Origin of the sequence: Providencia vermicola, from assembly GCF_020381325.1 — a bacterium.
GTDB lineage: Bacteria > Pseudomonadota > Gammaproteobacteria > Enterobacterales > Enterobacteriaceae > Providencia > Providencia vermicola.
This window is the reverse complement of record NZ_JAGSPI010000005.1, coordinates 73103-87127: the sequence shown is the minus strand read 5'-3', so window position 1 is coordinate 87127 and position 14025 is coordinate 73103. Positions and strand designations below refer to the sequence as shown.

The following is a 14025-nucleotide window of genomic DNA, read 5'->3' as shown; positions in this document are numbered from 1 at the left end:
TCATTAGGACTCCTGTTTTTTCAGGAACAACACGCTCAGCCCGATGACAAGAGGAACTGTAATCAACAACGGGATAAATGATGCCTGTAAATCAAACAAGTTAAGACCTTTGGAGAAAGTCCCTCTCGTGATAGTGAGAAAATGTGAGGTTGGATAAACCATACCGACCCAACGCCCTATTCCCTCTAATGATGAAACTGGGTCAATCATTCCAGAAAACTGTGTAGCGGGTATTAATGTGATGATCGACGTACCAAAAATGGCTGCAATTTGGCTTTTCATGAAGCAAGAGATGAGTAATCCAATCCCTGTTGCAATACTAACGTACAAAAATGCAGCAAGGGTTAACGTTAAAAAACTGCCTTTAAATTCCACCCCAAAAATATATACCGATAAAATACAAAGTAGTACAAAGTTAAACATCCCCAATAAAATGTAGGGGAGCTGTTTGCCCAGTAAAAACTCTAATTTGGTGATCGGGGTGACATAAAGGTTAATAATTGAGCCCAATTCTTTTTCACGCACCACGCTTAATGCACTTAACATCGCTGGAATCATCATTAATAACAATGGGATAACGGCGGGAACAATCGCAGGTAAACTGCGTACGTCAGGGTTATAACGATACCGCGTTTCTATATCAATAGCAGGCATACCTGCTACCCCTACAGGCTGCCTAGCCGCCATGGTACTTAACCATGCAAGGTGCATTGCTTGAACATAACCGCGAACCGTTTCTGCACGATTTGGCATTGCACCATCAATCCAAACACCGATTTTCACATTATTTCCACGGGCAATATCACGAGCAAAATTCGGCGGTATTTCAATAGCAACCGTGATTTGGCCACTACGCATGCCTTCTTCAAGCGCGTCATAATCTTGTAGAGGTGGCTGTTCAATAAAATAACGGGAACCTGCAAGGTTTAACGTATAACCTTGGCTCAGGCCTGTTTGGTCACGGTCTAGCACAGAAAAACGTAAGTTTTCAACGTCCATACTGATCCCGTAGCCCATAATAAACATCAGGATCACCGTACCAAGTAAAGCAAGTGTAGAACGCACTGGGTCTCGTCGCAACTCCATGCCTTCACGGATGGAATAGCTGAATAAGCGACGCAAACTAAAGCGTTTTTTTAAGGCTTCCGTGGCTTGTTCTTTTAGCTCTGGATCAACATGGAACTCAGGTGCGGTTTCGGTTTCTTGTCCTGCATCACCCACAGCATCTTGTAAGTAAGCAATAAAGGTTTCCTCAAGAGTCGCCAATCCTCGCTTTTTGGTGAGATTTACCGGGGTATCACAGTCAAGTACCTTACCTGCGTGCATTAGCGATATTCGGTCACAACGCTCCGCTTCGTTCATAAAGTGCGTGGAGATAAAAATTGTGACGCCGTCACGTCTTGATAGATCAACCATTAAATTCCAGAACATATCTCTGGCTACAGGGTCAACACCCGATGTGGGTTCATCCAGTATTAGCATCTCGGGTTCGTGGATCACCGCAACCGCTAAAGATAAGCGCTGGCGTATACCTAATGGTAAATCATCAGGCATGGTATCCCTGACTTCATCAAGTTCAAACCGTTGGCACATGTCATCAACACGACGAGCAATTTTGTCTTCTGGAATATGAAACAGTTTTGCATGTAAAACTAAGTTTTGTTCCACACTCAATTCGCTATACAGAGAAAAGGCCTGTGACATATATCCAACGCGTTTACGCGTTTCGATATCTTTCGGGTCAATTTCCTGACCAAATAACCAAGCCTGCCCTTCACTCGCCTGCAAAAGCCCAGTCAGCATTTTCATCGTTGTTGATTTACCGCAACCGTTTGAACCTAAAAAACCGAATATTTCCCCTTTTGGGATCTTAAAATTCACGTGGTCAACAGCAACGAAATTGCCAAAACGCATCGTTAAATCTTGCGCTTCAATTGCGATAATATCATCTTTTGAGGTGTCTCTCGGAGGGATCAGCACTTTCTTGTGGCCACTGCGTTTTTCTTCCGGCAATAATTCAATGAAAGCCGCTTCTAGATCATCACATCGTGTTTGGGATTTTAATTCCGATGCATGCCCTGTCGCTAATACTTTTCCATCATCCATTGCCACCAGCCAATCGAATCGCTCAGCTTCTTCCATATAAGCCGTTGCCACTAATACACTCATATTAGTTTGACGCAAACGGATACGATCAATGAGATCCCAAAACTGAGCACGCGATAAGGGGTCAACCCCTGTGGTAGGCTCATCAAGAATTAACAAGTCTGGGTCATGGATTAATGCACAGCATAATCCAAGTTTTTGTTTCATCCCGCCAGATAACTTACCTGCAGGCCGGTCTTTAAAAGGTGCTAACCCCGTACTTTCAAGCAGATCCTGAATACGATATTCCCTTTCCGCCTTTGACTGGCCAAATAAACGACCGAAAAAGTCGACGTTTTCATACACGGATAAGGTATGGTAGAGGTTTTTACCAAGTCCTTGCGGCATGTAGGCAATTCGAGGGCATACTGCGCGACGGTGTTCAGCATCATTCATATCGCCATCAAGTACAAACACATTACCTTGTTGAATAGCCCGCGCCCCTGCTATCAATGAAATCAAGCTGGATTTCCCCACACCATCAGGCCCTATCAACCCAACCATCTTGCGAGCTGGAATCGACAGCACAATGTCATCCAATGCACAATTTTCACCATAATGCTGGCTGACATGCTGTATATCAATAATCACATCATCCATCAGTTTATTGGTCATTGTGGTAATCTCACCTCAAGTTCAGTAGGCCAAGGTTCATTTGAGTCCAAACGGACATAAGCTTTACCTGGTAGACCTGTTTTCACATATTCAAGGTGTTGTTCAAGTAATTCAGGGGAGATACGCGCTCGAACGCGGAACATCAGTTTTAAGCGTTCATTTTGTGTTTCAACGGTTTTTGGTGTGAACTGAGCAACACTGGCAACAAAGGTTGTTTTAGCAGGAATAACAATATTGGGTGCAGCATCGAGAATAATGTGCACATCGCTTCCCAAAGCTACTTTTCCTGCATCTTCTGTTGGCAAGAAGAACGTCATGTATACATCACTTAAATCCACCATATTCAATACTCGCCCCCCAGCGCCAAGGACTTCCCCAGGCTCTGCAACACGATATTGAATACGCCCATTACGAGGGGCTTTTAAAATACTGTCGTCTAAATCAGCCATAATGCGGCGCTCTGTAGCGGTTGCTGCATCGACTCGGTTTTTAGCTTGAACAATGCCTGCGCTTGCAGAGTCAATCGCAGATGTTGCTGCAGCAACTTGGGCTTTTGATGCTTCTAATGCTGCACGTGAGCCCTGCATTTGCGCGGTATCATCATCAACCTGTTGCTGAGAAACCGCTTTAGTTCTCACCAATGTTCTTGAACGATTAAGTCGCTTTTGTGCAGCATCAAGTTCAGCTTCGCGTTGACGCACCACTGCCTGAGCGGCTACTTTTTCACTTTTGCGTTGAGCAAGCGCAGACTCTGCGGTGGTAACAGCACTAATCGCTTGGCGTAATTGCGCTTGGACTTCATGGAGTTGTTCTTGAAGCGCACGAGTATCCATTCGGGCTAATTCTTGCCCTTCTTTGACAAAATCCCCTTCTCTTACATTGATGGTTTCAATTCGACCGGCAGTTTTAGTCGCAATATCAATCTCTGTCGCTTCTATGCGCCCATTACTTTGCGCAAAACCAGAGGGTAACCCACCGGAATTCACACTCCAGTAATAAAAACCACCAGCAGCAATAATGAGTATTAAAATGATGTAAAAAGATATTTTTTGCTTATTTATTTTCATACCATCCCTTTTCCATTAAATGAGAAAACAATGAACAACAATTATTTTTATTAACCTGGTGAAATTAATAAAGCCATATAATTGTTAATATGCGAAATAAATACGGCCAAATACGAAAAAACAAAATTATATTTTTAAAATAGGTTAAATCAGTGTCATTGCTGTTCAACTATCAGCTATCTATCTAATTTAACGGAAGTTTATCAAAATTTAGATTAAGTATAGTTGCCTTGCATCACAAAAAATCAGAATAAATTAACAAAACTCATCAGAAGGCATTAATTGTACAACTTTAGATGAAAAAATATAAAAACAAAGCCAGTAAATTTATTTTACTGGCTTTTTCAGACAAACTTTATACTCGTTTAATTATTAGCGATTAACGTGCAAACTCTGCAATGGTTTTTTCATCCATACGGTAACGTACCCATTCATCTTGTGGTTGCGCGCCGATGCTTTTATAAAAATCAATTGCTGGTTGATTCCAGTCTAAAACACTCCATTCAAGACGCTGGCATTTCCTTTCTACGGCTAACACAGCGATATGTTTTAACAGTTTTTTTCCTGCGCCTGCGCCACGAAAATTGGGAGATACATAGAGATCTTCCAAGTAAATACCATTATTACCTAACCAAGTTGAATAGCTAGTAAAGAAAACTGCATACCCTGCAGGTTTATCATCCACATAACAAATAAGGGCTTCTGTTTTAGAATCTGCACCAAATAGTGAATTCTCGATATCAGCAACACTGGCCTTAACTTCATGACGAGCTTTTTCATACTCTGCTAGTTCAATTATCATCGCTAAAATCAATTCAGCGTCTTGCATTGTTGCTGGCTTTATTTCTACGTTCATTTGCGGCTCTCTTGTTATTTGAGCGGCAATTTTATGCCTTACATCTTGAACGCCCAACACTTAGCAATTTAATTCATATGAGCTCACACGATATAAGCGGGATTTATACCTGTAATCCTACCTATTACTACAACTGTTATGAAAAAACGCATTTCTGGATTTTGATCCTTCACCTCTGTTTGTTATGATGCGCACATTGTTCAACTTAACAAAAAATAAGGAGGCTAATTTATGCTGTTGTGTGATCTCATTGAATACTCACACTTCTTTGGTAATCGCCAGAGCTCAGGCTTTCACAGTTTTATACTGCGATAACCCTGCCTGAGCGAAGCCACAAAGAGATCTTCCCTCAGCTTACTGGGTTGTCGTTATGACTATCCAAGGTATTGCTATACCTAAAATTTGAGTAAGCTATGAGCACTTTATTATCTGTAAAATCATTAAATTACGACATTTCTACCCACACGCTATTAAATGATGTTTCATTCACCTTGCAACAAGGCGACCGCATCGGTTTAATTGGCCATAATGGCAGTGGAAAAAGTACGTTATTAAAGTTACTTACCCACCAGCTATCCCCCAACAGCGGTAGCATTACCTACGCAAATCACTGTGTCACGGCATATATCGAACAACATTTACCCGAAGATGTTGCTCATCTGACACTGATTGAAGCACTGGTTCAAAAAATACCAGAACAAGACAAGGTCACTGAACGCTGGCGGGCTGAGGTATTACTGTCAGAATTAGGCTTTACTGCCCAGCAATGGGAACAAAAAGCCAATGAAATGAGTGGCGGCCAACATACTCGCCTCTTGTTAGGGCGAGCGCTAATTGAACAGCCTGACTTATTATTGCTAGATGAACCCAGTAACCATTTGGACTTGCCCACCTTAATTTGGTTAGGCAATTTTCTTCAGTCTTGGAGGGGCAGTTTTGTACTGGTTTCCCACGACCAAGCTTTACTTGATAAAGTCACTAACTGTACATGGGTTTTACGTGATAAATCGTTACATTTCTATCGGTTACCTTGTAGCGAGGCACGCCGTGCCCTGGCTGAAAAAGACATTACCGATGAAAGACGAAATCAGGCGGAGCAAAAAGAGATTGACCGAATCGCCTCTAGCGCAAAACGCTTGGCTATTTGGGGGCATGTTTATGATAACGAAGGCCTTTCTCGCAAAGCGAAACAAATGGAAAAACACATTGATAGACTTAAGGAAACTCAAACAGAGCTCACTGAAGGTTATCAATGGAAATTGGCGTTAAATGGTAAACCAATCCCTGCAGACCGCGTTCTTGAGCTCGAAGGAACTGAAGTTTCAACGCCTGCGGGGGAAAATTTGTTTAAAACTGCGTTTCATCAGGTGAAAAGTGGTGATCGTATCGCCATTATGGGGGCAAATGGTTGCGGTAAATCGACCTTATTGCGTCTTCTTTGGCAACATTATCAGCAGGACTTACGCTATAGCAAACACTTAAAGTTTCATCCAACAATTCGTGCGGGATATTATGACCAACAGCTAGAGCAGCTAAATGATAATGATAGCCTCGTAGATGCGCTGCGCCCTTTTGCCTCCATTACGGATGAACAGCGTAAAATGGCGCTTATTGGTGCTGGATTTGCTTATGCACGTCACCAACAAACCGTGGCAACACTCAGTGGTGGCGAACGTGCACGACTGCTTTTTATTGGTTTAAGCTTGGCCCAATATGAACTTATTTTATTGGATGAACCAACTAACCACCTTGATTTAGAAGGAAAAGAAGCATTGAGTGAAGAAATTAGCCAGTTTTCAGGGGCATTACTAGTCGTCAGTCACGACAGATGGCTAATTGAAAATAGCTGCCAACGTTTTTGGTTTATTGATGAGAATCGATTAGAGGAATACCTTAATATCGATGATATTTATCATAAAATTGAACAACAAGCGCAATTATTATCTCACAGTAATGCAGATTCTGTTAAACACAGCCATACTGTAAATACTCCCCCAAAGGTTATCTCCCATGAAGATGAGTTGTTAGAAAAGCTATTGGTGTTAGAGGCAAAATTACAAGCTGATAAGCAGCGTAAATTAAGCCACCAAAAACCACAGTTACAACAACAATGGGTTGATGAAATAGCGCAAATACATGCCCAATTAGGGTTATAAGCTTATCCCCTGATTACTGGCGTAGTCAGGGGATTTTTAATCTAAATAAAATATAGAGTAGATATCAATCAAAGGATATGCAGAGTTTACAAAATAATTATATTTTTAGTTAAAGCCATTTGGCTCTTCTTAAACATCAAAATAGATTTATTTAAAATATGGCATGCATTCATCCAGTGGTAGCTAACCACCAATTCAGGCCACTGTTGAATAAACATTTTGTAAACCATTCATCTTAGTATTTAATTTTTTGTTTTTTTGCACGCTTAAAATAAGATGTAGGCACATTCGGGCAGACCACTTCTTTAAATTTATCATCTTTCTTTGTGCTTTTTTCGACTTCGTTAGATGTAGAAGTATTATCCTGTGCCGCTTTACGATTATCTGTCATATATAAGTGCTCTTTTGCTTGAATTATATCATTAGTTTTAGCCATTTGATTTTCCTTCCGTCACTAATACCGCGTTGACCTCTTCTATTCGTTCAACTGCTTGGTTAATGATTTCAACGACTTTTGCTGACTCGTCTTTACTTAATTGCTGTAAAACGATTTTGTGCCTCAAAAGTGATTTAAATTTATCCACTGCACATTCAATCTCATTAGCAAATTGGTTTCCCGCTTTAAGCTCTTGTGCATAATTTAACTTTAGTTGAACTTCTGCCAAAAGTTCAGCTTTTAATAATAAAAAGCACCGTCCTTCTGGAGTGATGACAAAACACTTGCGTCCTTTATCATTCTCTTTACCCGTTCCCGCAGTAATAAAACCTAATTCTTCTAACAATGTTAGTGTGGGATAAATAACCCCAGGGCTTGGGCAATAAAACCCTGCCGTTTCCTCTGAAATTTTTTTGATCAGGTCATAGCCGTAATTTATTCCCTCAGTCAGTAAGTGTAGAATATATATTCTTAACTGTTTAGGGTTAAACATTCGACTCACACTCTTACCATTACATAAGCAAGGATCAAGTTGTTGTTCGTTTGCCATTCAAATTCTCAGTGATTGTTTTGATGCCAAAACCGATATATCGGATATAATAGTCACTTCTACAAAAAATGCTAGCTTTAGATATATCTGTTTTTGTGCATAACGTGCTAATGATAATCATTCTTAGTTGTATTATACGCATTGATATAACGCAAAGCAGCCATTATTGTGCTGTAAATTATCTGAATCGCTCGCTTTTGATCATAAAAAAGCCAGTCCGTAGACTGGCTTCAGACTGCTGCCAAACTAATGAGGTTTGGCAGCAGGTTGGATTGGTTTTAAAAATAAATAAGGAAAATCAATTTATTGATTTTCGACTGATAACACAAAGCAGGAAAAACCACGTTTTTATCCTGCTTTGTCAACAACCTCAAGCCAGTCCGTAGACTGGCTTATCTTTAAAGTACATTATTAACCAATATTGGGTAGTACGTTAAATACAATACCCAGCTGAACACCAATCACGACAATTCCACATAAAAATACGATCAGCAATCCAATCGGGCCACCTAATACTTGGTATCGACGCTGATTCAATGTGCGCGATTTAAATGCCATTGCACTTGGTAATAATAACGCAAGAATTGATAAGGCGATTGCGGCATAACCCAGTGCCATCACAAACCCCTTCGGATAAAACAACGCAAACACTAAAGGTGGTCCAAACGTCAACAAACCGGTTTGTATACGCCCAACCGCGTTATCTTGTCGCTTAAATAAGTCCGCTAAGAAATCAAATAACCCTAACGCGACGCCTAAAAATGATGTTGCTAGTGCTAAACTCATAAACATCTGTGCAACTAACTCTGTGCGACCTGATTGTGCCACATCTTTAATCGCATCTAATAAGCCATTAAGCCCTGCATTTTCTGCCAAAATCCCCACAAACGTCGTTGTTCCGATACTCCCCAGCGTCGCAATTTGCCATAAAATATAAGCAATAAGGGGAATGGCACTACCAATAATAAAGATAACTCGCAGTTTTTTGACGTCTCCCCCCATGTATTTCACAATACTTGGAACACTGCCGTGAAAACCAAACGATGTAAAGAAGACGGGGATTGCAGATAAAATCAGGACTTTCTCCGTTGGTGCAGCCAATAAATTTTGTTGCTCTACATGCGGCATCATTAACGCCAAAATAATGACCAAGAAAATAATTTTTGCAGTAAATAGTATACGATTAATAAAATCTACTGACGAAGTCCCAAAACAGACGACCCCACCACCAATCACCGTGAACAGGAGTATTCCCATCCAATCCGCCATGTCTACCGCAAAACTGCTTTTAAGATTTGACGTGATGATTTCACCCGCCCCACTCACATAAGCCGCAGTTAAGGCATACATAAGAAACATCATGCTAAAACCAGTAATAAACTTGCCACCAGACCCTAAATAGCGTTGAGCAACACTACCAATGCCTGTTTCATAGGATTCATGCTGGTAAACTTCAACTAAAAGAAGTGCGGTGTAGCACATCAAGGCCCATAAGGCTAATAACATGCCTAAACTAACTAAAAATCCGTTACCCGCTGCCGCTATTGGCATTGCCAACATCCCTGCACCAATCGTCGTACCTGCAACAATAAAAATACTACCCAATGTGCGATTTTTCATATTGAGATCCTAACAAATTAATTAGAGGCTAATTTATAATTGGAATGATTTATTTTATTTTCTTCATCAACGAGTTGTTGTAATTTTTCTTCAAACGTTTCGGTTAATGCACTCCAGTAATTTTCAAAATGCTGCTTATCACGTAAGCAATGAGTCATTACCGCTGCTCGTAATACATACACAGACTGAACGTTATGCCATTCACTGTCAGCAAAGTTAGCATCACGACATAAATTCAATGGATTATCACCATATTCTTCGTAGGTTAGTGATGTTGACGAGGTTAAAAAGTCGTTTGAATAGGTGCGACCTGCTGCATAAGAACACAGTTCATAAAGCCGTTTATTTAAGCGGTTTTGTTTTTCTAAAGAGGGATTTCCTAATTCACGGAACATAAAGTTAATCATGTGGAAATCAGGATCTGGCATTGCTAAAATGGTAAACTTACGTCCATCAATATTAAATGTCTTGCACTGATTGATTTTTTCAATCATCCAGTTGGCCGTTGTAATACCCGCAGCAAGCACTTTGCCATACCCCAAAAGATTCAACGGAACTAACCTGTGAGCAGCCCAAACAGCGGCTGCTGTCGCCCCTGCTTTTGAACCTTCCATTATCGATGAGCCTAAAATAACATTGTGCTGTTTGCCTAATTTCTGATGTTTTTCCTGAACGTCTTCAAAGACATAAGCTGCATGATAAGAGATCAAATCAACAATTCGCTTATCCTTCATACAAATGGCCCCTGCACCATAAGGAATAAAACCTACTTTATGAGGGTCGACTGTAATTGAATCCGCTTGATTTAGTGCTTTAAAGCTTTCATACACATCCAATTTTGGCCAAATAACATCTTGGGGGAAAATACCTTCCTGATGATAACGATGAATAAGTGCGTCATATTCTATAAACTGGTTGTCTTCATCACGGAACATCGCACATGCATAACCTGCATACGCAGCATCAACATGCACATAAAAAGACACACCGTATTGCTCTTCACATTCACGACGCAAATCAATAACAGCTTTTACATTATCGATAGCGCCTGTTTCTGTTGTGCCCACAACAGCAACAACGGCAAGAATCGGCTCCCCTTGCTCTATTAATGAGAACACAGTTTCACGCATTTTCTGCACATCGGTTCGATAACTTGCATCAACGGGTAATTGCACGATATTTTGTTGACCAAGGCCCAAAATATCCATCGCTTTCATCCATGAATAGTGCTTAGATTGGGGGACTAACAATTTCCCCAAGCTATGTAATGATACACCTGTACCGCGTGCTGTTAGCTCTCTCACCTCTTCAAGAATATTTAACTTTTTTAATTCATCAATGAGTTCTAAAACAGCAGTGACTGGTAAATTGAGCAGTTCTTTTTCTGATTTTCCAATTAACAAATGCTGAGATTTTTCATGTTGGGCAATGGCTACAGGTAAACTTTTAAGATTTCGTGCAACCCACAGGCCTTCATAATTCGCAACAGTTCCGCCTGATGTAATATGTCCCCAGGATTGATTTACGTTATAACCAAACATATTGCACAAATCTAACCCGGCTTCGATTTCCAGTACGGTGGTCGTAGGAGAGGATTCTTGAGCACAATTATTGGGGTTGTACATCATCGCCATCACATAAGCGAGATTTGAAACCATAAGTGTATCCGCATTCATATGCCCCATATAACGTGGTGAAAACCAAGGAACAGATGTACTTTTTAACTTTGAGGATAATTGATTAAGGATCCCCTCCGTTCGATACAATGTATCTCTATACTCAGGGGCATAGCGGTCAACAGTCGTAATGTGGTCAGGATCTTCAGGATGGTAACTGGAACGCCAATGCATATGTTCCGTAACAGAATACTCCATCATCTCTTTAAAAAAGACTGCATTTTCAGATTTTGGGCCTAAAAAAAGTGCATCCACATTCATTTTCGAATTATTAAAATTATTCATTTAACTACACCTTCAAATTACAATTAGGCAACGCTTAATTGCACTTAAGTTAATTCACTTAATATCATTGGAAAGTGCATAACGGGCTGTATGCATATAAAAGATATCAATATATTAATGATATGCATTTAAAAATATCATTTAAGCATTAATTATTGATAAACAAACCGTTAATGGCCAACTTACTTATAGATATAATTCATTTTTATTTAATTATTAACAAACTAATCAGGATTTTGTTTGGAATTGTGGGCAGGCACAAAAAATCAAAATTTATTTAGCTGTAAAGAGATATTTACGCTAAAAAAGCTTGATAATGTAAATTATTTGTTATAACAGAAGTGGATTCTAACGACTTTCCGTTGGCAGGTAGAAAGCCGTTCCCTTTATAATAAAAAACAAATAACTATCTATTTTTTAACACTATTTTACCAATTAAATCGCCTGACTCCATATATTGATGAGCCTCTTTTATTTGTGATAACGGATATGGCTTGTTAATAATTGGTTTTATTTTACCATTTTGCAACATTGGTAGAATATGCTCTTTCAGCTCTGTCGCTATCTGTATTTTTTCATCAATAGAGCGTGAACGCATGGTTGAACCTGTATGAGTTAACCGTTTAACCATAAGAGGCATCATATTGAGTCGTTCTGGATTTCCCTTCATCATGCCAATTTGAATTATTCGCCCACCTTTTGCAGCAACTAAATAGTTTTTTTCCACATAATCGCCACCAATAATATCAACGACCATATTAACACCACGTGATAACGTGAAATTCTGCGTGGCTTCGACAAAATCATCAGTTCGATAGTTAATAATGCAATCGGCTCCTAATATTTTTGCAGCATTCGCTTTTTCTTCCGAACCAACGGTGGTGATCACTGTTGCCCCCATTGCTTTTGCTATCATAATGGCCACACTACCAATACCAGATGTTCCCCCGTGGATGAGCACCGTTTCATTTTTTTTAAGTTGGCCGATTTGGCACATATTTGCCCAAACAGTGAAAAAGTTTTCAGGAATAGCGGCACCTTCAATAAATGACAAATTGCCTAGCGGCAATGCAATATCCTTATGTACTAAGCAATATTCTGCATAACCTCCACCTGCCACTAATGCGCAAAGAGTGTCACCTAATTGCCAATTATCAACATCGTCAGCTTTTGCAACAACTGTCCCTGCTACTTCTAGCCCCATAATTGGAGATGCATCGGCAGGTGGTGGGTAAGAGCCCTTTCGCTGAAAAATATCAGGGCGATTAACCCCTGCAGCTTCAACCTTAACAAGTAAATATCCTGCAGAAATTCTGGGCAGCGGTTTTTCAATTAATTGCAACTTTTCAGGGCCACCTGGTTCAATAATATTCACAACCGTCATTGTAGTGGGTAAAGGCTGTTGAACATGTGTCATCATGGTCTCCTTTTAGAGGTTAATTTGAAAAATTGATATTTTTAAATTTATTTTTGTGTTAAATTAATGCTAATTAGTTTAATGAATCGTGCTTTAAAATTGCATTTTTAAGTATTAATTCTAATAATGACGTAAGTCAGCTTTTTATTGTTTAGGTGCTAATATTTAATCTATATCAAACATAATATTTAATAATCTGCGTTAATTTAGCATTAACGTCTAAATTAACTAACTTGACAGCCCCTACTTGTCTGACTATTTTGTCTAATTAGTCAATTCTGTCCTATATTACTACTTACCAGCCGCCTTATCTTATGTTAAAATTGACTCATATCAATAATTTTAACTTGATTGAGCATTTAATATGATCCCAGAAAAAAGAGTTGTTCGTCGCATCCAGTCTGGTGGTTGTGCAATTCATTGTCAGGACTGCAGTATTAGTCAACTTTGCATTCCTTTCACTCTGAATGAACATGAACTGGATCAACTTGATAATATCATTGAGCGTAAAAAACCTATTCAAAAAGGCCAAGCATTATTTAAGGCTGGGGATGAATTACGTTCTTTATATGCCATCCGCTCAGGCACAATAAAAAGCTACACTATAACTGAAGAAGGTGATGAGCAAATCACAGGTTTCCATTTAGCAGGCGACCTCGTCGGTTTTGATGCTATTATTCATACACAGCACCCAAGTTTTGCACAAGCACTTGAAACATCTATGGTTTGTGAAATTCCATTTGAAACGTTAGATGATTTATCAGGCAAAATGCCGAATCTACGTCAACAAATAATGCGTTTAATGAGTGGTGAGATTAAAGGCGATCAAGAAATGATCCTTTTATTATCCAAGAAAAATGCGGAAGAGCGTTTAGCTGCATTTATTCTTAATCTCTCTCATCGTTTTGCTGAACGTGGTTTTTCACCAAGAGAATTCAGATTAACCATGACTCGTGGTGATATCGGTAATTACCTCGGTTTAACCGTCGAAACAATTAGTCGCCTATTAGGCCGTTTCCAAAAAAGTGGCATGCTTAGCGTAAAAGGCAAATATATCACTATCGAAGATATGACTAAATTGACTGATATTGCAGGTAAAGTTTCAGCAATTACTTGCTAGCTTCCCCAAACGGATCACATTAATCGTGATCCGTTTTCGTTTTTTTTCCCAGATTTCTTGCCTATTTAACGCCAATAACTTA

At 39.7% G+C, this 14025-nt stretch carries 10 protein-coding genes; 2 read left to right on the top strand and 8 right to left on the bottom strand.

The features are described from left to right. Positions 1 to 3: 3 nt before the first annotated feature. From rbbA to KDJ85_RS08635, 3 genes are all read right to left on the bottom strand, one after another. Positions 4 to 2760 carry a ribosome-associated ATPase/putative transporter RbbA gene (gene rbbA / locus KDJ85_RS08645; protein ID WP_225819300.1) on the bottom strand — a complete coding sequence of 919 codons (2757 nt, stop codon included), beginning with the start codon at positions 2758 to 2760 and terminating at the stop codon, positions 4 to 6. Next, positions 2757 to 3827 (bottom strand): HlyD family secretion protein, encoded by a 1071-nt coding sequence (locus tag KDJ85_RS08640; RefSeq protein ID WP_225819299.1) that lies wholly within the window; start codon positions 3825 to 3827, stop codon positions 2757 to 2759. The genes rbbA and KDJ85_RS08640 overlap by 4 nt, the downstream gene beginning before the upstream one ends. Before the next feature lie 379 nt (positions 3828 to 4206). Then, positions 4207 to 4683 carry a GNAT family N-acetyltransferase gene (locus tag KDJ85_RS08635; RefSeq protein ID WP_225819298.1) on the bottom strand — a complete coding sequence of 159 codons (477 nt, stop codon included), beginning with the start codon at positions 4681 to 4683 and terminating at the stop codon, positions 4207 to 4209. A 413-nt stretch (positions 4684 to 5096) separates the two neighbouring features. Between KDJ85_RS08635 and KDJ85_RS08630 the strand changes: the two genes are divergently transcribed. Continuing rightward, positions 5097 to 6839 (top strand): ABC-F family ATP-binding cassette domain-containing protein, encoded by a 1743-nt coding sequence (locus tag KDJ85_RS08630; protein ID WP_225819297.1) that lies wholly within the window; start codon positions 5097 to 5099, stop codon positions 6837 to 6839. Between the two features lie 235 nt (positions 6840 to 7074). Here the strand turns inward: KDJ85_RS08630 and KDJ85_RS08625 are convergent, their stop codons facing one another. The 5 genes from KDJ85_RS08625 to KDJ85_RS08605 form a co-directional block, all read right to left on the bottom strand. Then, positions 7075 to 7275 (bottom strand): DEAD/DEAH box helicase, encoded by a 201-nt coding sequence (locus KDJ85_RS08625; protein ID WP_225819296.1) that lies wholly within the window; start codon positions 7273 to 7275, stop codon positions 7075 to 7077. Beyond that, positions 7268 to 7825, bottom strand: coding sequence for a PadR family transcriptional regulator (locus tag KDJ85_RS08620; RefSeq protein ID WP_206084235.1), 558 nt, complete (start codon positions 7823 to 7825; stop codon positions 7268 to 7270). The genes KDJ85_RS08625 and KDJ85_RS08620 overlap by 8 nt, the downstream gene beginning before the upstream one ends. A gap of 411 nt (positions 7826 to 8236) precedes the next feature. After that, positions 8237 to 9385 carry a tyrosine transporter TyrP gene (gene tyrP, locus KDJ85_RS08615; protein WP_338050588.1) on the bottom strand — a complete coding sequence of 383 codons (1149 nt, stop codon included), beginning with the start codon at positions 9383 to 9385 and terminating at the stop codon, positions 8237 to 8239. A 77-nt stretch (positions 9386 to 9462) separates the two neighbouring features. Beyond that, entirely contained in the window at positions 9463 to 11406 is a 1944-nt protein-coding gene (locus KDJ85_RS08610; RefSeq protein ID WP_225819294.1) for a pyridoxal phosphate-dependent decarboxylase family protein, read from the bottom strand. A gap of 406 nt (positions 11407 to 11812) precedes the next feature. Further along, complete coding sequence (locus KDJ85_RS08605) at positions 11813 to 12823, bottom strand: NAD(P)H-quinone oxidoreductase (protein ID WP_377210600.1); 1011 nt, start codon at positions 12821 to 12823, stop codon at positions 11813 to 11815. Between the two features lie 364 nt (positions 12824 to 13187). On the opposite strand from KDJ85_RS08605, the gene KDJ85_RS08600 reads away from it, so the two are divergent. Beyond that, positions 13188 to 13943, top strand: a complete 756-nt coding sequence (locus tag KDJ85_RS08600; RefSeq protein WP_068443675.1) for an FNR family transcription factor — start codon at positions 13188 to 13190, stop codon at positions 13941 to 13943. Positions 13944 to 14025 lie beyond the last annotated feature (82 nt).